The organism is Arenimonas composti TR7-09 = DSM 18010, assembly GCF_000426365.1.
Lineage (GTDB): Bacteria > Pseudomonadota > Gammaproteobacteria > Xanthomonadales > Xanthomonadaceae > Arenimonas > Arenimonas composti.
In genome coordinates, this window is the sequence record NZ_AUFF01000001.1 from 362,097 (window position 1) to 383,970 (window position 21,874).

Annotated in this window: 13 protein-coding genes and 2 tRNA genes; 2 read left to right on the forward strand and 13 right to left on the reverse strand. The window is 69.5% G+C overall.

Features of this window, described 5'->3' with window-relative positions; translation table 11 throughout:
• Nucleotides 1–6: 6 nt before the first annotated feature.
• The 10 genes from K311_RS0101670 to rnd all read right to left on the reverse strand — a co-directional run bounded on the left by K311_RS0101670 (nt 7) and on the right by rnd (nt 15,121).
• On the reverse strand, nt 7–387 hold the full coding sequence (locus tag K311_RS0101670) for a DUF4190 domain-containing protein (protein WP_081683219.1): 381 nt from the start codon (nt 385–387) through the stop codon (nt 7–9).
• A 9-nt stretch (nt 388–396) separates the two neighbouring features.
• Nucleotides 397–1,929 (reverse strand): L-piperidine-6-carboxylate dehydrogenase, encoded by a 1,533-nt coding sequence (gene amaB / locus K311_RS0101675; RefSeq protein ID WP_026815879.1) that lies wholly within the window; start codon nt 1,927–1,929, stop codon nt 397–399.
• A gap of 38 nt (nt 1,930–1,967) precedes the next feature.
• A tRNA-Arg gene (locus K311_RS0101680) sits at nt 1,968–2,044 on the reverse strand.
• Between the two features lie 144 nt (nt 2,045–2,188).
• Nucleotides 2,189–3,817, reverse strand: a complete 1,629-nt coding sequence (locus tag K311_RS0101685) for a M4 family metallopeptidase (protein ID WP_043797505.1) — start codon at nt 3,815–3,817, stop codon at nt 2,189–2,191.
• A 118-nt stretch (nt 3,818–3,935) separates the two neighbouring features.
• Complete coding sequence (locus K311_RS0101690; RefSeq protein ID WP_026815881.1) at nt 3,936–4,472, reverse strand: hypothetical protein; 537 nt, start codon at nt 4,470–4,472, stop codon at nt 3,936–3,938.
• 11 nt (nt 4,473–4,483) lie between these two features.
• The gene (locus K311_RS17355) at nt 4,484–4,927 is read right to left on the reverse strand and encodes an EF-hand domain-containing protein (protein ID WP_051239367.1); all 444 of its coding nucleotides are present in this window, start codon (nt 4,925–4,927) and stop codon (nt 4,484–4,486) included.
• A complete protein-coding gene (locus K311_RS14785) occupies nt 4,924–6,174 on the reverse strand; it encodes a TIGR03032 family protein (protein WP_245570613.1) in 1,251 nt (416 codons plus the stop codon). Before K311_RS14785 ends, K311_RS17355 begins: the two co-directional genes overlap by 4 nt.
• A gap of 92 nt (nt 6,175–6,266) precedes the next feature.
• Nucleotides 6,267–13,532: a hypothetical protein gene (locus K311_RS0101705; RefSeq protein ID WP_026815882.1), complete on the reverse strand. Its 7,266-nt coding sequence runs from the start codon at nt 13,530–13,532 to the stop codon at nt 6,267–6,269.
• Between the two features lie 383 nt (nt 13,533–13,915).
• Nucleotides 13,916–13,991 (reverse strand) — tRNA-Ala (locus K311_RS0101710).
• A 41-nt stretch (nt 13,992–14,032) separates the two neighbouring features.
• Nucleotides 14,033–15,121 carry a ribonuclease D gene (gene rnd / locus K311_RS0101715; RefSeq protein ID WP_026815883.1) on the reverse strand — a complete coding sequence of 363 codons (1,089 nt, stop codon included), beginning with the start codon at nt 15,119–15,121 and terminating at the stop codon, nt 14,033–14,035.
• Nucleotides 15,122–15,211: 90 nt separating this feature from the next.
• On the opposite strand from rnd, the gene K311_RS0101720 reads away from it, so the two are divergent.
• The gene (locus K311_RS0101720; protein WP_051239368.1) at nt 15,212–17,236 is read left to right on the forward strand and encodes a formylglycine-generating enzyme family protein; all 2,025 of its coding nucleotides are present in this window, start codon (nt 15,212–15,214) and stop codon (nt 17,234–17,236) included.
• Here the strand turns inward: K311_RS0101720 and phaR are convergent.
• Nucleotides 17,233–17,739, reverse strand: a complete 507-nt coding sequence (gene phaR / locus K311_RS14790; protein ID WP_051239369.1) for a polyhydroxyalkanoate synthesis repressor PhaR — start codon at nt 17,737–17,739, stop codon at nt 17,233–17,235. The genes K311_RS0101720 and phaR overlap by 4 nt on opposite strands.
• Nucleotides 17,740–17,820: 81 nt before the next feature.
• A complete protein-coding gene (gene gluQRS / locus K311_RS0101730) occupies nt 17,821–18,726 on the reverse strand; it encodes a tRNA glutamyl-Q(34) synthetase GluQRS (protein WP_026815885.1) in 906 nt (301 codons plus the stop codon).
• Between the two features lie 77 nt (nt 18,727–18,803).
• On the opposite strand from gluQRS, the gene htpX reads away from it, so the two are divergent.
• Nucleotides 18,804–19,685 (forward strand): protease HtpX, encoded by an 882-nt coding sequence (gene htpX / locus K311_RS0101735; protein ID WP_043797506.1) that lies wholly within the window; start codon nt 18,804–18,806, stop codon nt 19,683–19,685.
• A gap of 53 nt (nt 19,686–19,738) precedes the next feature.
• Here htpX and K311_RS0101740 read toward each other — a convergent pair whose 3' ends face one another.
• Nucleotides 19,739–21,814: an EAL domain-containing response regulator gene (locus tag K311_RS0101740; protein WP_026815887.1), complete on the reverse strand. Its 2,076-nt coding sequence runs from the start codon at nt 21,812–21,814 to the stop codon at nt 19,739–19,741.
• Nucleotides 21,815–21,874 lie beyond the last annotated feature (60 nt).

Consider the following 21,874-nt stretch of genomic DNA (forward strand, 5'->3'; position numbering starts at 1 on the left):
CTGCCGTCAGAGCTGCGAGCCGATGCCGACCAGCGCCAGCAGCGCCGCCAGGCCCCCGAGGAACAGCACGAACACCAGCACGGTCAGCAGGCACAGGCCGATCATCAGCCAGCCGGTGACCAGGCCACCGACGGCCAGGCCGTCGCCGTCCATCGCGCCGTCGGCGCGGCGGATCTCCGCGCGCGCCATGTGGCCGGTCACCACGGCGATGACGCTGGCGATGATCGGTGCGACGAACATCGAGCCGACCAGGCCGATCAGGCCGCAGACCAGGCTGACCACGGCGAGCGTGCTCGTCGGCCGATAGCCCGGTGCCACCGGGGTCGGGGCGACGGGCGCCACCGGAGGGGCGGGCGGCGTGGACGGCGGCAGCGGCTCGGTGGTCATCGTCGGCTCTCAGAGGTCGAACTTGATGCCCTGGGCCAGCGGCAGCGCGTCGGAGTAGTTGATCGTGTTGGTCTGCCGGCGCATGTAGACCTTCCAGGCGTCGGAGCCGGATTCGCGGCCACCGCCGGTCTCCTTCTCGCCACCGAAGGCGCCACCGATCTCGGCGCCGCTGGTGCCGATGTTGACGTTGGCGATGCCGCAGTCGCTGCCGGCGGCCGACAGGAAGGCTTCCGCGGCCTTGAGGTTGGTGGTGAAGATCGCCGACGACAGGCCCTGCGGCACGTCGTTCTGCATCGCGATGGCGTCTTCCAGCTCGGCGTAGGGCATCACGTACAGGATCGGCGCAAAGGTCTCGTGCTGCACGATGTCGTCGCTGTTCTTCAGGCCGGAGACGATCGCCGGCAGCACGTAGTTGCCCGGGCGGTCGAGCTTCTCGCCGCCGGTCACGACGGTGCCGCCGGCGGCCTTCGCCTTCGCGATCGCGTCGAGGTAGGCGTCGACGCCGTCGCTGCTGTTCAGCGGGCCCATCAGGTTGGCCGGGTCGGTCGGGTCGCCGATCTTCTTCTCGACCTGCTTGTAGGCGGTGACCAGCTTGCCGAGCACGTCCTCGTAGATGGACTCGTGCACGAACAGCCGGCGGGTGGTGGTGCAGCGCTGGCCGGCGGTGCCGACTGCGCCGAAAACGATGGCCGGAATCGCCAGCTTCAGGTCGGCGGTGGGGTCGACGATGATCGCGTTGTTGCCGCCGAGCTCGAGCAGGCTGCGGCCCATGCGACGGGCGACGCGCTCACCGACGGTGCGGCCGACGCGGGTGGAGCCGGTGAAGCTGATCAGCGGAATCCGGCGATCGTCGACGAACTGCTGCGCGAGGTCGGTGCCGGCGTCGTTGAACAGGAAGAAGATGTCCGGGAAACCGGCGCTGGCCAGCGCCTCGTTGCAGATCTTCATCGACGCGATCGCCGACAGCGGGGTCTTCGGCGACGGCTTCCAGATGCTGATGTCGCCGCAGACCGCCGCGACGAAGGAGTTCCAGGCCCAGACCGCGACCGGGAAGTTGAAGGCCGAGATGATGCCGACGATGCCGAGCGGGTGATACTGCTCGTACATGCGGTGGCCCGGGCGCTCGGAGTGCATCGTCAGGCCGTAGAGCTGGCGCGACAGGCCGACGGCGAATTCGCCGATGTCGATCATCTCCTGCACTTCGCCGTCGCCTTCCGGCTTCGACTTGCCCATCTCCAGCGCGACCAGCGAGCCGAGCGCGTCCTTGTGCGTGCGCAGGGCCTCGGCGCAGAGGCGGATCGCCTCGCCGCGGCGCGGCGCCGGCGTCGTGCGCCACACCTTGAACGCGGCCTGGGCGCGCTCGAGGATCAGATCGTAGTCGGCCTGCGAGGAGGCATAGACCTTGCCGAGCACTTCGCCGTCGCCGGGGTTGACCGGCTCGATGACGCCGGCGTCGCGGGTCTTGGACCACTCGCCGTTGCCGAGATAAGTGCCGGATTCCTGGCCGGTCAGGCCAAGGGCGGAGAGGACTGCGTGGGTCATTCTGGGGCTCCGGAAGCGCTGGCCAGTGCGGCCTGAGGTGGCGGCCCCGATACGATTCGAACGTACGACCTTCCCCTTAGGAGGGGGACGCTCTATCCAGCTGAGCTACGGGGCCAAGCCCGGGGATTATCGCAGAAAGCGGCTCGGGTCCGGGAGCGCGGCACAGCCGCTGGCCTGCGTGCAGAGAAAGAGCCGGGCCTTTCGGCCCGGCTCTCCGGTGTCGCCGGGGACCCCGGCGACGTGTGGCGCGACGACGCGATTACAGGTCGGCGGTGACGCCGACCGCATCCCACGCGCGGGCGACCTTCTTGTACGCCGAGGAGCCGGCGCCATGCAGGTCGGCCGCTGCCTGCAGCGTGGCCGCCCGGGCACCGGCGTAGTCGGTGGTCGGCAGCATGTAGTTCACCAGCGCGTAGTACCAGATGCGCGCGGCGGTCTGCACGCCGAGGCCGCCGAGGTTGGTGTTGCCGTTGCAGACCATGTCCTCGGGGGTCAGGCCAGCCCAGGTGCCCGGGCCGAAGCCTTCCGGCACCACCGCACCTTCCGACAGCAGGTAGAAGAAGTGGTTGGCGACGCCGGAGGTGAAGTGCACGTCATCGAGGCCCATGCCCGGCTCGTAGCAGTCGTAGGACGCCCCGTCCAGGCTCGGTTTGAACATGTAGCGCAACGCCACCGTGCCGTCGTTGTTGGCGTAGACCTTCTCGCCGATCATCCAGTCGCCCGCGTCTGCATCGTTCTTGGCGGCGAACTCGACCGCGACCGCGAAGATGTCCGAGGTGGCCTCGTTCAGCCCGCCGGATTCGTCGCTGTAGATCAGGCCGGCGGTGGTGCTGGTGACACCGTGCGACATCTCGTGCGCGGCGACGTCCAGCGCCGTCAGCGGATTGACGCTGACGCCGTTGTCGCCGTCACCGAAGGTCATGCAGAAGCAGCTGTCGCGCCAGAACGCGTTGGCGTAGTTGCGACCGTAGTGGACGCGGGCGAGGGCGCCCTGGCCGTCGTCGGCGATGCCCATGCGGCCGAAGCGCGAGGCGAACCAGTCCCAGGTGGCGGCGACGCCGTAGTGCGCCTCGGCGCCGATGGTGGCCATGTCGGACAGCGTGCCGCTGCCCCACTGGTTGTCGGCGTCGGTGAAGATCGTGCCGTTGCCGGTGGTGCGGTTCAGCATGTTCGTGGTCGAACCGCCGCCACGGGTCAGGTCACGCAGCTGGTAGGCGTTCGCGCACGAGGTGGTGCGCAGGCTGACGCGGCCGGCGCCCAGGGTGTTGCCCTTGCCGTTGGCGCTGACGCCGCCGGGGCAGGTGCTGGTGTCCGGACCGGGCGTGGCGGTGTGGACCGCGTCCCACGCGGCGAGCACCTCGCCGGAGCTGGCGTCGATGAAGTAGTGCATCTCGGTCGGCGTCTGGTCGGCGCGGATGCCTTCGTAGACGACTTCCCAGGCGAGCGTCGGCTGGCGGCGGACGGCGAACACCACGAGACGGGCATCGGCCGGGGCGGTCGCGCGGGTGCCGAAGCGGGCGCCGGCGACGCCCAGGGCCTCGTCACGGCGCAGCTTCGGCGTGGCCGACGGACGGAAGCTGGTGTCGAGGTTCGTGGTGACCTCGGTGCGGCCGTTGCGGTTGTGGACGATGAAGTCACCGCCGATGACCGGCATGCCGTTCCAGGTGCGCTGGAAGCGCACGTGCTCGGTGCCGTTCATGTCGACGTTCGAATCCTTGGCGATGAACGCGTCATTGGCATGGCGCGCGACGGCCGGCAGGGACCCCGCGTCGATCGCGGCGCGGGCGCGCGCGACGGCCGCCTGGTCGGTGGCCGCCGTGGCCGCGGCGGAGGAAAGGGCGAGCACGCCCAGAATGGCGGCACTCAACAGGCTGGACTGGAGTTTCATGGATTTCCCCGTAGTGATGTGACGACAGGCCCACAGGGGCCGGTCGGACCGACGAACAGCATGATGCGGACGGCGGACCTACCGCCCCCTATTGGCAGACGTGGACGGCCGACGCCGTTCACGCACCGCTACCCCCGGCGGGAGCCGCCGCGCGCTTGATCGGCGCGGGTGGCCCCAGCCTGGCATCCTTGAAATACGACACGAGCAGTTGCGACCCGCGCGGCGAGTACCCGATGAAGGTGAAGTCGACGTCCGGGTGGTAGGCACGCGCATAGGCGGAGTCGAGCTGCTTGCTCTGCAGTTCGGCCAGGATGCCCAGCGCCTCCGGCTTCTCGAGGCCGGCGTTGTAGTCCTGCAGCACTTCCTTGACCTTGTTCGCGAACGGCTTGGTGAGATGCTGGCCGCGGATCTCCGGCGCGAAGAAATGGCGGTAGTAGTACATCGGCTGGCGCAGGCGCGGCAGCACGCGGATGCCGCAGGTGGCGACACCGGTGATCCTGCCCTCGGCGTTGCGGCTGATGCAGACGGCCTGCGGCGCACGGCGGCGGGCGATGTCCGGATCGGAGATGGCCTTGTTCTCGGTCCAGAACGCCAGCAGCTCCTCGCGGAGTGCGTCGTCGACCTTCTTCCAGACCGGGATGATTTCGATGCTCACGTCCTTGTTCCTCAATCGTCGTTGCCGGCCGCGGCATCGGCCGCGGCGTCGTTGCGGGGGGCCAGTTTCCTGACCACCTCGATGTATTCGCCGAACGACAGCTTGCCGTCGCGGTCGGCGTCGAACTCGGCCAGCGCCGGCGCAGCGGCGCCGGCCTCGCGGATCAGCAGCAGGTTGCGGTATTCCGTCGCGTCGATGCCGCCGTCGCGGTTCGCGTCCACGGTGTCGAACTGCTGACGCAGGCGCTGGCGCGCGGCCAGCGTGCGCGTCATCGCGACCCAGCCGGCGCGGAACTCGTCCCGGCTCAGGGTGCCGTCGCGGTTCGCGTCCATCCTCGCGAAGGCGGCATCCGCCTGCGGGGTGGGCGAGGGCGCCGCCGGAGCCGCCGGTGCCTGGGCACCGACGCTGCCGGCGACCAGCGCGAGGCTGGCGGCGAGGAAGGTCAGCGCCTTCATGCGACGACCTCTTCCTGCTGCGGCAGCGCCGACTCGAAGGTGATCAGGTCACGGATCTCCGGCGTGCGCAGCCCGACCAGCATCGGATTGCGGACCTGCGGCAGGAAGCAGATGTCGAAGATCTCGGTGATGTCGCCGTCGAAACGGATCCAGTTCAGCACGTCACCGTTGACCAGCGAGACGATCTGCACGCCGCACCACGGCTCGGCGTCGCGCTTGCTCAGCTCCTCGTCGAGCTGCAGGCCCTCGAAACGCTTGTTGCGCGGCTTCGACAGGCCGACCGCGGCGACGCCGCCGATGATCGACAGGCCGCGGGCGAAGCCAGGGAAGAAACACAGCGGCACGAACTTCTTCTTCTCGAAGTCGACCCAGCCGAGGTGGCCGGTGCCGGCGTTGAGCACCCACAGCTTGCCGTTCGCCCAGCGCGGCGAATGCGGCATCGAAAGGCCTTCGCAGACGATCTCGTCGGTCTCGACGTCGATCACCACGCCGCCGTCGCGTCGGCGCTCGCGCCAGCCGTCGACGGTGTCGGACTTGCAGACCGCGGTGACGTACTTCGGACGCCCGTCGACCATCGCCAGGCCGTTGAGGTGGCACCGGTCCTCCGGGGCCAGCTTGCTGATGAACTTCGGCTTCCAGATCGCCTTGAAGCTGTGCGTCTGGCTCAGTTCGGCGAGGCACGAATACTTGGTGTTGACGAAGACGACCTTGCCGTTGCTGCAGATGCCGAGTTCGTGGATGTCGACGTCGCCGATCGTCTGCGCGTTGCGCGGCACGTAGCACTTGTCGAACTGGCCATGGATGACCTCGTTCGGGCGCAGGACGTTCTCGAAACGCCACAGCTGGTACAGGCCACCGAGGTAAATGCGCTGGGCGTTGCCGACGATGCCCATCGCGCGCTCGAAGATGCGCTCGAAGAAGGCCACGCGGCCCTGCTGGTCGCTGCCGACCAGATAGAGACGGCCCGACTGGTAGGAGGTGATCGCCATCGACAGGCGGTTCGTCGCCAGCCAGCTCGCGAGACCGCGCGAGCACGACTTCTCGACCTTGAGCTTGGTGATGTCCAGCGGCTTCTGCTGCGCGCCGGCCGCCGCGTCGGCGGGGGCGGCCTGCGCGGCCGCCGGGTCCGTTGTCTGCTTCTGCTCCGAGGCTTCGTCGGCGGAGACCGCGTCGAGGCCGATGTCCATGTCCGCCTTCGCGTCCGTCGTTGCTTCCTTCTTGCCGCCGTTCTGCTTGTCGCGAGCCACCAGCTTCTCCAACTTCGTTCAAACTTCGCCGCCACGCCTGAGGGCGGGGCGGTCCCGGCGGCGACGGCACCTGCCGTCGCCGCCTTACCTCGTCACCAGGTGTAGCGCAGGATCAGCTGGCCGCCGACGAAGCTGTCCTGGGCGCCGCCATCGGTCCAGCTCGCACCGGCCGTGATCGACCAGCCGTGGATCTGGGCCCCGACGCCGAGCTCGACCATCGCGCTGGTGCCTTCGGTGGAGGTCATCCCCGTGTGGAAGTCGGCGACGGTGTAGTGGTTGTCGCCGTTGAACTCACGGATCGCGTTGAGCGAGCCGTACGGGGTCCAGATCACCGAGCCGGACTGGATCGTGCGGCTGAACTCCAGGCCCACGCGCAGGCGCTCGGAGGTGCCCGGGTCGTACTCGAACGCGCTCGAGCCGCCGATCACGTCGTCGATGTTGGTGATCTCGACGCGGGTGTACTGCAACTGCGGGACGACGCTCATGCCGCCGAAGTCGAGGCCGCGCCAACCGGTCTCGAAGCTCAGCGCGGTGGCGTCGCCGTGGGTGCGCAGGTACTCGCCGGTCGTCGTCAGCATGTCGGCGTCGAAATCGATGCCGCGCCACGACAGGTCGGCGTACAGGTGATCGCCGATCCAGGTCACGTACACGCCGCCGCTGTCGGCGTCGATGCGGGTGCGGCCGGCGCCTTCCAGATCCTGCACGGCGTCGGCGTTGCCGACCATCACGCCCCAGCTGATGCCGTAGCCGGAATCGAAGTTGAAGCCGAACTCGCGACCATCGTTGTCCTGGTCGAAGCTGAAGACGCCGCCGCCGCCGAAGGATTCGGCGTGGGCCAGATCCAGCGAGCCGTTGTCGCGCCAGATGCGGACCCAGGGGCCGAGGCCGTTGAGGTTCTCGGTATCCGGACGGACACCCATGCGCTGGCGCCAGGTGCCGACGTGGCTGTTGATCAGGCTGTGGGCGCCCGGAGCCACCGCGCCGGCGAGCGAGCCCGCCTTGTTCAGGCCATCGACCGAGACGCCGAGGCGGTACTCGGTGTCGCCGCCGACCGCGGCACTGCTGACGGTCAGGTGGTAGTCGAGGAAGTCGCTCTCGGCGCCGATCGCGGTGCCGCCGACGAAGGCGTTCGCGTTGCTGTTGCCGGTGACCACCGCGAAGGTGATCGGATCCAGCAGGTCGGTGACGCGGCCGTCGATCTGGGCGTTGACCACCTGGGTCGTGCCGTTCACCACGCTGCCGTCGATGTACAGCAGGTCGGACAGGCCGGTCAGGACGCGGACGTCGATCGCCAGCGCACCGTCGCCGGCGAAGTCGCCGATCACCGTCAGCATGTCGTCGGGGTTGCCGTCGAGGAACGTGATCAGGCCGTCGTTGACGAAGGGCAGGGTGTTCAGCGACGGCACCGCTTCCGGCGCGCCCGGGCCGACCGGGAGCGGCAGGCCGTTGCCCATGTCGATCAGGCCGTAGCCCGAGACGCGGATGATGCCGCTGTTCTCGAACAGGTTGGCGTTGCCGGCGCCCAGCGAAATCGCGCCGTTCTGCAGGTGGATCACGCTGCCCGCGAAGTTGTAGACGCGGTCGTTGCCGCCGCCGAAGTCGGTGGTGGCGTTGTTGACCAGCCATTCGCCGCCGTTGTAGCCGGCGAAGATGTCGACGCCGCCGCCCAGGACCAGCGCGCCGGTGATGTCGCCGCGGTTGATGACGATCTGGGTGCCGTCGCCGCCGCGCACCGCGACCTGGCCGTCGATGGCCGCATCGACGTACACGTTGCCGGTGTTCTCGAAGTAGGCGATGGCCGAGTCGAGGTCGACCGCGACCGCGTAATCGGCGTGCGAGGCCGTGATCGTGCCCGAGTTCAGGAAGTCGACCGCGCCGTTGGAGAGGATCCGGATGCCGATCGCCTCGGCCGCATCGGTCGACGTGGCGGAGATCACGCCGCTGTTGCTCGCGTCGACGTTGCCGAGTGCCAGCAGCTCGACGGCGACCGCGGCGTCGGTGGTGTAGGCGGAGGTCGACGTCGCCGAGATGTCGCCGCTGTTGCCGAAGGCCATGTCGAGGCCGGAATAGGCGAACACGCCGATCGCCGAGCCGACGGAATCGGCCTCGATCGCGCCGCTGTTGCTGATGGATACGTCGCCGCCGCTCATCACGTACGCGCCGACCGCCAGGTCGTACGGCGAGGAGACCTCGATGTCGCCGGAATTCGCGAGGCTGGCCTCGGAGGCGCCCATCGCCAGGACGCCGATCGCGGTGTCGTAGCTGACGACGGAGATTTCGCCGCTGTTGTTCACCGCCGCCACATCACCGCGGGCGTCGATACCGGTCGCCGAGGTGTAGTAGTAGAAGTTGATGTACGGCGTGCCGACCGTGATGTTGCCGGAGTTGTCGACGGTGGCGGTGCCGTAGGCAGAGGCGATGATGCCGGTCGCACGGACCGCGCCCGCGGCCCAGATCTCGCCGCTGTTCGTGACCGTGGCGTCGCCGTAGGTCGAGAACGCCGCGGCGCCGACCGCATTGCCGTAGCCGTAGGCGTCGACCGCGCCCGAGTTGGCGATGGCGACGTCACCGTTGACGCTGCTGCCGTAGAGGCCGATCGCCAGGTTGTAGGACTCGGCGTCGACCTCGCCGGCGTTGCCGATCGACACGTCGCCGTTCTGCGACAGCGCGACGATGCCGAGCGACTGGCTGCTGTAGTCGAAGAGGCCCGCGACGATCGTGCCGTCGGCGGTATTGACGACGCTGACGTCGCCGTCGGCCGAGGTGGCGACCGCGCCGTAGGAGATCCAGCCGTTGATGCCGATCTCGCCGGAGTTGGTGATCGACGCGCCGGCACCGCCGCTGGCCATCAGGCCGGTGGCGATGTAGGCGGTGTCGGCGTACTTGGCCGAGGCGACGTAGATGTTGCCGCTGTTGTCGATCGTGGCGTTGCCGCTGTTCGACGAGGCGATGACGCCCGTGACGCCGTACTTCAGGTAGGCGTCGTTGCGGACGTCGATGTCGCCGGAATTGACGACCGTGGCGTCACCCTCGATGGCGGCCGCGATGATGCCGACGCCGTAGCCGCCGCTCCACACCTCGATTTCGCCGGAGTTGAGCACCGTCGAGGAACCTTCGGCGATCGCGACGATGCCGAGCGAGCCGTAGCCGTATTTGCTGTACTGGCCGGCGTAGATCGTGCCGCTGTTGTCGACGAATGCGGAGCTGCCGGCACCGGCTGCGCGCACTTCGATGCCGCTGGTGCCGTAGTAGCTCGAGGCGATGATGTCGCCGGTGTTGACGACGCTGGCGGTGCCGCCCGGATAGACGGTGCCGGCCAGGATGCCGGTCGCGAACAGCGAACCGTAGTAGGTGCCGGCGGCGATGACGCCCGAGTTCGTGATCGAGACGCTGGAGTTGCCGACGGCGTAGATGCCGTTGGCCATGTCGCCCGCGGCGATGATCTGGCCGCTGTTGTCGACGACGACCTGGTCGCCGGTCGCGAAGATGCCGAACGACGAGTTCTCGCCGTAGTAGATGCCGGCGAGCTCGACGTCGACGTAGATCTCGCCACTGTTGGTGACGGTCGTCAGGTCGGTGCCCTGGGCCTCGATGCCCGCGGCCCAGCCGGTGCCGACCACCGACATGACGCCGCTGTTGTCGACGGTGACGTTGGCGCCGGAGGCGAAGATGCCGTCGGCGAGACCGGCGCCGGAATCGGCGACGACCAGACCCGAGTTCGTGATCGACACGTCGCCGTCGAACGAGTAGCCGAAGATGCCGATCGCCATCCCGTAGTCGGCGTAGGCGTAGACGCGGCCGCCGAAGTCGACATTGACGTCACCCACGCTGACCGCGTGGATGCCGTAGGCATTGCCGTAAGGCGAGCCGACACTGATCGCCAGGATGTCGCCCGTACCGGTGACGGTGACCTCGCTGGCGCCCTGGGCACGGATGCCGAAGGTGTCGCCGTAGCTGAAGGCGATGACGGTGCCGGAATTGTCGACCGTGGCGGTGTCGCCGATCGCGACGATACCGGATGCGGCGGGGAAGCCGTTGGCATAGGCCACGCCGGAGTTGTTCACCACCGCGTCGACGCCGACCGCGCCGATCGCGATCGCCTCGCCGCTGAAGCCGTAGGCGTAGATGCCGCCGCTGTTGTCGACCGTGGCGGTGCCGTAGTCGGCGCTGGCGAAGGCGCCGAGGGCGAAGTCGCCGGAAGTGACGTCGACGAGGCCGGCGTTGGTGACCGTGGCGTCACCCTGGCCGGACGAGGCCACGATGCCGTAGGCGACGACGCTGTCCAGGTTGCCGACGGTGAGGCTCGCGCCGCCGGTCTGGTCGACCGTCACATCACCGTTCGCCGAGGTCGCGACGATGCCGTAGGCATACTTCGCCATCGCGGTGACGTCGCCGGAATTGACCACCGACGCACCGGTGTCGCCGGCGGACATGATGCCGAAGGCGGCGTAGCCGTAGCCGTACTTGGTCGAGGTCGCGTAGACCGTGCCGCTGTTGTCGACGCTCGCGGACCCGAACTGCGAGAACGCGTTGATGCCGTTCGCGGAGTAGTACTTCGACGAGTAGTCCGAAATCGCGACGATGTCGCCGGAGTTGACGACGCTGACGTCGCCGTTGAACGACGCCGCCAGTACGCCGTTCGTCTGGCCGCCGGACAGCGCCTGGATCAGGCCGCTGTTGTCGACGCTGACGTCGCCGTCGCCGACGGCGACGATGCCGGCGGCGCCATTACCGTACTTCGCGTACTGGAAGGCGGTGATGTCGCCGCTGTTGCTGACGCTGACACTGCTGCCCGCGCCACCGGCGCGCGCCTCGATGCCGACGGCGCCGTAGTAGCCGTAGGCGCCGATGTGGCCTGCATTGCCGACATTGATGGTGCTGCCGTCGTAGAGGCTGGTCGCGAAGATGCCGGTGCCGTAATAGGACCCGAACAGCGTGCCCGCGTAGATGTCGCCGGAATTGACGATCGAGACGGCGCTGCCGCCGATGGCGTAGATGCCGTTCGAGACGTCGCCGGTGACGTCGATCAGGCCGCTGTTGTCGACCGTCACCGCGCCGCCGTAGGCCAGGACGCCGAACGCGTAGTGGTAGCCGCCGAACTCGTTCGCGGTGTCGAAGCGGACATTGGCGACGATGTCGCCGGAATTGGTGACGTCGACCGTGCCGGAACCCACGGCGGAGATGCCCACCGCCAGGTTGTAACCGTCGACGTCGATCGTGCCGGAAGCGTTGACGTCGACGTCCACGCCGATGGCGCGGATGCCGTGCGCCGAGGCGTACTCGGAGTACGCGACGAGCGGCCCCCCCACGTTCACGGAAGTCGTGCCGTAACCGGAGGCGGCGAAGATGCCGACGGCCTGGTCGCCGACGGCATAGGCGACGACGCCGCCGTCCCAGTCGACGTTCACGTCGCCCGGGCTGACGGCGTAGATACCGATCGCGACGCCGGAAGTGTAGGAAGCAGCGATCACGTCGCCGGTGCCGATCACGTCGACACTCGACGCGCCCTCCGCGGCGATGCCGATGGCCGTACCGTTGCTCAGGGAGAGCACGGTGCCGCTGTTGTCCACCGTGACGTTGTCGGCGGTCGCGTTGATGCCGACGGCGGAGTAGGTGCCGACGGTGTAGACGAAGCCGGAGTTCGTGACGTCGACGTCGCCCGCGGCGAGCGCGGTGATGCCGGCGGCGTACAGGCCGCCGGTGCCGACGTAGTAGGAGTTGTCGACCGAGACGTTGCGGCCGGCGGCGGCGTAGATGCCGAACGACTGGTAGTACGAGAGCGAGAGGACCACGCCGTCGTTGTCGATGTCGACGTCGCCGTTGGCGCTGGTGCCGACCACCGCGGCCGACAGGCTGCTGGTGGCGAAGGAGCCGGCCGCCGCGTAGGCGCCGACACCCTGTTCGATGGACACGTCGCCGTCGACCGACTGGCCGACGATGGCGTAGGAGCGCCAGCCGTCGGCGACGATGTCGCCGGTGTTGAGCACGCTCGCGTCGCCGCTGCCGGACTGGGCGATCACGCCGGTGGCGAGGTAGCCGCCGGCGCCGTACTTGGTCGAGGTGGCCTCGACGAAGCCGGCGTTGTCGACGTGCGCGTTGCCGTACTGCGACGCGGCGGTGATGCCGACGACGCCGTACTTCACGTAGGCGTCGTTGGCGACGATCACGTCGCCGTTGTTGTAGACGGTCGCGTCGCCATTGAAGCCGATCGCGATGATGCCGTCGGCGAGGCCGCCCGATTCGACCTGCACGAGGCCGTTGTTGACGATCAGCGAGGAGCCTTCGCTGGCGGCGACCAGGCCCGCCGCGCCGTTGCCGTACTTGTTGCTCTGCACGGCGTAGACGTTGCCGGCGTTGTAGATGGTGGCGGCACTGCCCTGGCCCGCGGCGAGTACCTCGATGCCGGTGGCGCCGTAGATGCCGAGGACGTCGACGGTGCCGTCGTTCACGGCGGTGGCGGTGCTGCCGGCGTAGATGCTGGAGAGGTGGATGCCCGAGGCGTAGTAGCTGCCGGCGTCGCCGATGATCATCGTGCCGGAGTTGACGACCACGGCATCGTTGCCGGCGGTGACGTCGATGCCGTTGGCGACGTCGCCGGAGGCGATCACGAAGCCGTTGTTGATCACCGACGCCTGGTCGGCCGCCGTCACGTGGATGCCGTACGACGTCGCGAGGTAACCGAATGCGTAGGCGTTGATGTAGAAGTCGTTGACGACTGTCGCCGCGCCGAGCGCCTCCACCTCGATGCCGGCGGCCCAGTAACTGCCGTCCGCGAAGATCACGCCGTTGTTGTCGATGTCGACGTCGGTGCCGGCGCCGAAGATGCCGTCGGCGATGTTGAGCGCCGAGTACGCGTCGACGGTGCCGTTGTTGACGATGATGACGTTGTCGACGCCGGCGTCGCCGTTGATGCCGATCGCCGGATTGAAGACTTCGGACGGGCTGATGACGCCGTTGTTGACGTAGATGAAGTCCGCCATCGGATGCGACGGATCGTCGACGAGCTCCAGGCCGCTGCCGATGCCCACCGCCGACTGGCTGCCACCGATCGCGAACGCGGCACGGGTGGGCTGCAGCAGCGCGGCGTCGGTTGCTTCAGCGGTGACGCTGGACGGCGCGGCGCCGCCGGCGAGGGTCAGGTCGAGGACGGGCGGCCCGATCAGGTCGCGCTGGGCGGCCTCGTGGCGGGCCGGGGCGTGTCCGGTCGTGTACGCGTCGGCGGCGAGCGCCTGGCCCCCGAGGGCCAGCGTGGCGGCGGAGACCGTCAGTGCGGCGCGGATCGCGCGGGTGACGGGAGCGACCGCGTACTTGCGGGCCCGACGGGAGTTGACCTGAGCAGCCTCAGTGTTCTTGCGCATTCCGTGCTTCCCCCAGCAATTTTTGTCAGTGCGTCCGCCGAAGCGGACGGATAGATGAATCCCCATCATCGTGGCGACGTCCGCGAAGAGTCACCGGCTGAGCCGATGCCTGGGTCGCGGCGCTAGCGATCGACGTCGTCCACGAATTCCGGCGCGAACCGGACTCGAACCTGCCGACAGCACCCACGTGTTGCGCTGTCCCGATCTGTGACGCGTGCCGCACCCCCGACCGGTCAATACCGAATCTAGCAAATTCGTACGGGGTGTTGGCAAGGGTTCAGAAAAGTCATCTCGACTCGAGGCGTGATGCGCCGCGAAATTTTTTCCGGACGCGAAAACGCCGAACCCCGCACGGGGCGGGGTTCGGCGGGACTTCTGATTTGTGGTGGAGAGGATGGGGATCGAACCCACGACCTCGTCATTGCGAACGACGCGCTCTCCCAGCTGAGCTACCCCCCCACGGAAGGTCCGCGAATTATAGGCAGGCCGATCGGCTTTGCCTAGCCTTTCGAAAGCAGTGGCGCGAAATGCGGTTCCAGCAGGGTGCGCCGCCAGCCCTCGAGGGCGTCCGGCCAGGGCCGGCCATCGACGAGACTCTCGATGTGGCGGCGGGCACAGAGCAGGCCCTCCGGCAGGCCATGCGCTTCGGCGACCGCTGCGACCGCCTGCTGCAAGGCCTTCACGGTCTGCTTGTCGCGGTTCTCAGGTTGCGCGAGCGGCAGTCCGCCCTCGTCGGCCGTCGCCGGCGCGGTGAGCAGCGTCCACAACAGCTCGCGCGACTTGCGCGGTGAGCGCGGATGGCGTTCCAGTACCTGGCGCAGCGCGGTTTCATCGGCCGGCGGCCGGCGGGCCAGCAGCACCGCCAGTTCATTGTCGAGGATCCAGCTGCGCGGCCGGTCGGCGCGCCGGGCTTCGGCGTCGCGCCAGCGCAGCAGCCGGAACAGTCGCAGCTGCGCCGCGGCGTCCAGACCCTGGGCGCTGCGCAGCGCCAGGTGCGGGAACGGCTCGTCGGCATCGTTGCCGGCCTGGCGAAGGGCACGGGCGGCATCGGCCGCCAGCCAGTCCGCGCGGCCCAGCTCCGCCAGCTTCGGCGCCAGGAAGGCATGCACCTCGTGCAGGTAGCGCACGTCGTCGGCGGCGTAGTCGCGCTGCGCGTCGCTGAGCGGCCGGCGCAGCCAGTCCGATCGGGTCTCGCCCTTGGCGAGGGTGACGCCGGTGACCATTTCCACCAGCTTCTGGTAGCCGAGGCCGGTGCCGAGGCCGCACAGGGCGGCCGCGACCTGGGTGTCGAACAGCGGTTCGGGCAGGGCCTCGCAGCCGCGCTGCAGCGCCTGCAGGTCTTCGCTGGCGCTGTGCATCAGCTTGGTCACCGCAGGATCGCGCAGCAGCGGGCGCAGGGCCTCGGCCATGCCGGGCACGGTCGGGTCGACCAGCAGGATGTCGCCGGGCACCGCCAGCTGTACCAGCGCGAGCTGGGGATAGAAGGTGCGTTCGCGGATGAATTCGGTGTCCAGCGCGACGAGGGGCTGGCCGGACCAGCGGGCGAGGTGGGCCGTCAGCGCGGCCGGGGTATCGATCCAGAGGCTCAAGAGGGGACTGCGTGGTTGCCAGGTGGCGGCACCTTAGCCTAAGTTCGGGCCGCCCAGGTCGATCCGACGCCACCGTACGACGTCGCCCGCATGCGCCAGTTGCTGCGTTCCCCGATCCCTGCGGCCGTCCTCGTCGCCTCCCTGCTGGCCGCCTGTGGCGGCGAGGGGCCGGAGGCGGACGCACCGCCACCGTCGCCGGTCGATCCGGCGGCCCTCGAAGCCTATGTCGAGCCCGCCGACCCGGCGCCGGCCCATGTCGCCGACTGGACACCGTCCCTGCCGGCGCTGCGCGAGGCCGATGTGCGCGAGGTGCTGGCCGCGGCGGGCAGGGACCTCGCCGCCGGGCGCCTGCTCGCAGCCGGCTGGCCGGCGGTGCCGACCGGCGCTGACGGGGAGCCGGTACCGGAAACGTCCGCCGACGCCGACACCGACGGCACGAGCGACGCCGTCGACGCGGCAGCGCCCGGCCCGGCCACCGATCAGCAAGCGGCCGCCGCCGCTCCGGGGCTTATCTGGCCGCCCGGTCCCGAGCCCGGCGCCCTCGAGCGCTATCTGGCGGTCGCTGCCTTCGATCCGGAGAACACCGAGGCAGCCACTGCGATCCGCACGATCGCCGACGAACTGATCCAGCGCGGTCGGGCCGCGATCCGCGAGGGTCGGCTGGTCGACGCCCAGCGCTTCGAACGCGTCGTCACCCGCGCCAGCCCGCAGCACCCGCAGTTGGCGGTCTACCGGCTGGAGGTCGAGGCCGGACAGCGCGCACGTGCACTGGTCGCGCGTGGCGAGAGCCGGGTGCACGCCGGCCGGCTGCTGCAGCCCGAAGGCGGCAGCGCGGTCGCAGCCTTCCGCGAGGCGCTCGCGGCCGTGCCCGATTACCTGCCGGCACACGACGCCCTGGCCCGCGTGCAGCGCGAGCGCCTCGACGCCGCACTGGTCGCGGCGCAGCAGGGCGACTACGACGGCGCCGAACGCCTGCACGCCGAAGCCGGGCGGGTGATTCCAGGCTCGTCGGCCTGGCAGGACATGGCGGCACGCCTGGTCGAACTGCGCCGCGAACGCAGCGGCGAACTCGTGACGCAGGGCAATGCCGCGGTCGACGCGCTCGACCTCGAGGTCGCCGCGCGCCGGCTCGCGGACGCCGAGCGGGTGTCGCCACAGGCGGCCGGGCTCGACGAACTCGCACGGCGGATCGAACTGGCCCGTCACTACGGGCATCACCGGCCGGGACAGGTGTTCCGGGAGCCGCTCGCCGGCGGTGGTCAGGCCCCGGAGGTGGTGGTGCTGGCGCACGGCCGGTTCCGAATGGGCGCCGCCGAGGGTGAGTCGATGGCCACCGCGCACGAACGGCCGGCGCACGAGGTCGCCTTCGCGCGCGGGTTCGCGATCGCCCGCAACGAGGTGACCGTCGGCGATTTCGCCCGTTTCGTGAGCGCCACCGGCTACCGCAGCCTCGCGACCCGCGAGGGCAGGGCGGCCATCTACGACGAGCGCAGCGGCGCGATGGCCGAACGCGACGGCATCGACTGGCGGCACGACTACACCGGCCGCGAGGCGGCGCCCGACCTGCCGGTGGTGCACGTCGCCTTCGAGGACGCCGTCGCCTATGCGGGCTGGCTGTCCGCGCAGACGGGGCAGCGCTACCGGCTGCCGACCGAGGCGGAATTCGAATACGCGCTGCGCGGCGGTCGCGACTCCGCCTATCCCTGGGGCGAAGGTCTGCCGCAGCGCGTCGTCGGCAACCTCACCGGAGACGGCGACCGTTCGCGCAGCGGACGGCAATGGTCGAACGCGATCCGCGGCTATTCCGACGGGCACTGGGGTCCGGCGCCGGTGCGCAGCTTCCCGGCCGAAGCCTTCGCCACCTTCGACCTGATCGGCAACGTCTCCGAATGGGTGCTCGACTGCTGGCACGACGGCTACCGCCGGGCGCCGGTGGACGGCAGCGCCTGGGTCAATCCCGGCTGCACCGAGCGGGTCGTCCGCGGGGCGTCCTGGGCGAGCACGGTCGACCGCGCGCGTTCGGCGTGGCGGCAGGCGGCGCCGGCGCATAGCCGGCATGCGCGGCTGGGCTTCCGGGTGGTGCGGGAACTGCAGGCGCCGGGCGCCGGCCGCTAGCGCGGGCGCAGCTTGCCGCGGCCGCGGCCGGTGCGGGCGCGGGTCGTCGGCGTCGACGCACCGCCGCCGCCGAGTCCCTGCTGGAAGGACCGCCAGAGTTCGAAGTTGCGTTCGGCCAGCTGGTTCAGCAGGGCCCAGGGCGTCTGTGCCTGGCCGACGATCGCGCCGAGCTGGCTGCGCAGGCCCTGCTGCTGTTCGAGGAAGAACTGCAGGCTGCGCTCGAGGAAGCTCGCCATCGCTCCTTGCAGCGAATCGCCACGGAAGCGGATCACCTGGGTCAGCAGTTCGGTGGTGAAGATCGGCTGCCCGTGTTCCTCGTGGTCGGCGATGATCTGCATCAGCACCTGGCGGGTGAGGTCCGCCCCGCTGCGCGCGTCACGCACGACGAACTCCTCGCGCTCGAGGATCAGCTGGCGCACGTCCTCGAGGGTGATGTAGCTCGAGATCTCGGTGTCGTACAGGCGACGGTTCGGGTACTTCTTGATGATGCGTTCGTGCGTCATGCAGGTCCCGTTCGCGCGCGGCGAGTGGGGCAGCATCCTCCATCGCGGCGGCGGCGTGCAAGCCGCGTCCGCGGCGCGCCTTCAAGTGCCGGTGGTCGTGTCCTGGTCCGCCCCGAAGGCGATGCCCGGAACCGCGGGAATGCGTCGCGCATCGAAGGCCGGTAGCGCCCGCGCCAGCGCTTTCGCCGGGCTGCCGGCACGGGTGAAGGCCGACGGTTCCTGGCCCAGGAAGCGCCACGCGGCGGCGAGGGCGGGCCAGGGATCGGTGTCGTCCAGCGGCAGCGAATGCAGCGACTTCGACAGCTTGCGGCCGTCGCCGGCGAGCACCAGCGGAAGGTGCAGGTAGGCCGGCGTCGGCAGGCCGAGCCGGCGCTGCAGCAGGATCTGCCGCGGCGTCGAGTCGAGCAGGTCGGCGCCGCGTACCACCGTCGTGATTCCGGCATCGGCGTCGTCGACGACGACCGCGAGCTGGTAGGCCCAGAGTCCGTCGGCGCGCCGCAGCACGAAGTCGCCGACGTCGCGGGCGAGCTGCTGTTCGAAACGTCCCTGCACGGCGTCGTCGAAACCGAGCGTGACGTCGGGGACACGCAGCCGCACCGCCGCCGCGTGGCCGCCCGGGCGGGCGACACAGCCGCGGTGCAGGCCGCCGGACGGGACGAGGTCGGTGCGGCTGCAACGGCATTCGAAGGCGTCCCCGGCGGCGAGCAGTTTCGCCAGCGCCGCCGCATAGGCGGGGCCGCGGTCGCGCTGGCGGACGATTTCGCCGTCGTGCTCGAGACCGAACGCGACCAGCGTCGCCAGCTGGCGCACGGCCGCGCCGCGGGCTTCCCGCGGCGGGTCGATGTCCTCGACGCGAAGCAGCCATTGGCCGCCTGCCGCACGCGCGTGCAGCCAGCTACCCAGCGCCGCGACCAGCGAACCGAAATGCAGCGGCCCGGTCGGCGAAGGCGCGAAACGCCCGCGATAGCGCGGCGGCGGCGGGTTCACGTCTTGAATCCCGGGCGGAAGGCGACCATTTCCCCGGAAGGCCGGCCGCGTCCCGCCGGCGACGGAAAGGAGTTCATGTGATCAAGCGTATCGCACTGTTCCTGGCGACCAATCTCGCGGTGCTGGTGCTGCTCGGGCTGGTGCTCTCGGTGCTGCAGGGTGTCTTCGGCATCCAGCTCGGCAACCAGGGCACGTTGCTGGTGTTCGCGGCGGTATTCGGCTTCGGCGGCGCCTTCGTCTCGCTGGCGATCTCGAAGTGGGTCGCGCGCACCACGACGCGCATGCACGTCATCACCCAGCCGCGCAATGCCGACGAGGCCTGGCTGCTGGCGACCGTCGGCCGGCACGCGCAGGCGGCGGGCATCCGGATGCCCGAGGTCGGCATCTACGACGGCCCGGAGCTGAACGCGTTCGCCACCGGGCCCAGCCGCAACAATTCGCTCGTCGCGGTGTCGACCGGCCTGCTGCGCGGCATGGGCCGCGACGAGGTCGAAGCCGTGCTCGCGCACGAGGTGAGCCACGTCGCCAACGGCGACATGGTGACGATGGCCCTGATCCAGGGCGTGATGAACACGTTCGTGATCTGGCTCGCGCGCGTCGTCGGCGGCATCGTCGACGGCATGCTGTCCGGCGGCCGCGAGAACCGCGGTCCCGGTTTCGCCTACTACGCGGTGGTGATGGTGCTGGAGATCGTGTTCGGCCTGCTGGCCTCGATCGTCACGATGTGGTTCAGCCGCCGCCGCGAGTTCCGCGCCGACGCGGGGGGTGCGGCGCTGGCGGGACGCGAGCGGATGATCGCGGCGCTGACCCGACTCGCGCAGACCTACGGCCACAGCACGCTGCCCAACCAGGTGCGCGCTTTCGGCATCTCCGGCAACGTCGGGCAGGGCCTGAAGCGCCTGTTCATGACGCATCCGCCGCTGGCGGAGCGCATCCAGGCGCTGCGCGACGCCGCCTGATTCCGGAAGGAAGGCGCCCGCGCCGGAAGGACGCGGGCGCCGGTGACGCGGCCTCAGCCGAAGTCGTAGTTCATCGCCGGGCCGGGCGGCGCGAGGAAGTTGCCCTCGACGAAGTCCATGCCCATGCCGAACAGCACGCTCATCGTGGTGGCGTCGGAGACGAACTCGGCGAGCGTCTGCTTGCCGGCCTCGTGCGCCTTGGCGACGATTTCGCGGACCTGCTTCTGCACGTCCGGGTTCTTGCCGAGCTCCTGGATGAAGCTGCGGTCGATCTTCAGGATCGCCGGGTCGATGTGGCTCAGCATCTGGAACGAATTCAGGCCGGTGCCGAACTGCTCCAGCGCGACCCGGCAACCGAGCGCCGACACCGCCTTCTCGAAGCCCTGCACCGCCTTGAGATTGGTGAAGACCTTCGATTCCGGGATCTGCAGCACCAGCCGGTCGCCCGGTACGCCGTGCGCGCGCAGCTGTTCGGCGATGAAGGTCTCCAGGCCGCCTTCGACCAGCGAGGCCGGGGTGATCTTCACGAACAACACCGTGTTCCTGCCGGCCTTCATGCGCTCGGCGATGACGCCGGCCGCGCGCTGGATCACCCAGCGGTCGATGTCGTCGAGCAGGCCGTGCTCCTCGGCGATGGCCAGGTAGGTCATCGGCGGGATCATCTCGCCGCCCTGGCCCTTCATGCGCAGGTAGACGTCGTAGTGCTCTTCCTCGGCACCGGTGAGGCTGATGATCGGCTGGTAGTGCAGCACGAACTGGTCACCGACCAGGGCCTCGCGGATGCGCTCGACCCAGGCCTGGATGCGCTCTTCCTCGGCGCGGTCGCGGGCGGCCGGGTCGAAGATCTCGATGCGGTTGCCGCCCATGCCGATGCTCGAGGCCAGGCACTGGCTGGACTTGGCCATGACCTGCGAGACGCTGGCGATCCGCTCGCCGATCTGCACGCCGCCGATGCTCAGGCCGAGGTTCAGCGAACGCGAACCCGCCTCGACGATATGGCCGTGGAAAGCGTCGCGGATGCGCTCGGCCTGGGCCTGGCTGCTCTTGTGGTCGTGCGCCAGGCACAGGACCGCGAAGCTGTGGTCGCTCAGGCGTGCCGCGAGGGTTTCCGCGTCGAGCGCGCCCTGCAGCCGGTCGGCGATGCCCTTGATCAGCTCGTCGGCGTGCGCCAGGCCGATTTCCGACACCAGGTTCTCGTACTGGTCCGGCTCGATCAGCAGCAGCGCCTGCTGGCCCTTGCCCTCGGCGGCACGGGCGACCGCGGCCTCGAGCTCGGTCATGAAGTGCGGGCGGTTGTAGAGCCCGGTCAGCGGGTCGCGCTGGCGCAGGGTGTCCAGCTCCTTGACCATGTCGGGGTCGACGGTCTGCTGGCGGAACACGATCTGCAGGCAGGCTTCGCCCTCGAACGTCGCCTGCGCGAACTCCATCACCGCGTCGAAATTGCTGCCGTCGGCACGCTGCGCCTGCAGCTCGAGCTGCTTCGGCGGCGGCTCGCCGCGGCCGAGGCGCTTGAGCAGGGCACGGAAGGATTCACCGTGCTGCGGCGCGATCAGGTCGAGCACCGACACGCCCTCGATCTCGTCGAAGCCCTCGAAACCGAACATCTCGAGATAGGCGTCGTTGGCGCGGATGTGCATGCCCTCGTGCACGTAGGCGATCGGGTCGCGCGACGACGCGATCAGCGCGTCGCAGCGGCGCTCGGAGTCGCGCAGCGAGGCCTCCAGGTGGCGTAGGCCGCGACGCGCCTGCAGCGCGGCGAACTCGGCACGCACCACCGCCTGCACATGTTCGGCGCGGTGGCGCAGACACAGGTCGCGCACGCCGGCGGCCAGCGCGTCGAGCACGATCTTCTCGTCGATGGACTGGCAGGAGACCAGCACCGGAATGTCCTTGCCGGTCGCGGTCACGCGCTCGACGACGGTGGCGAGCGGCAGGTACCTGGCGTCGAACGCCGCCAGCACCAGGTCGATGGACTGACCGGCGAGCAGCTGGACGAGTTCGTCCTCGTTCTCGGGCCGATGCGGGCGCACGGCCATGCCGCCGTTGCGCAGGTGGCTGATCAGCTGCTCGGCATCCTCGAGCTTGTCTTCCACCAGGAGCAGGCGGATAACGGCGTCCTGCTGTGCCATCCAGGTGCTCTCCTTTGCGTATCAATGGCTTGCGCGGCGGAGCGAAACGATACCAGAAGC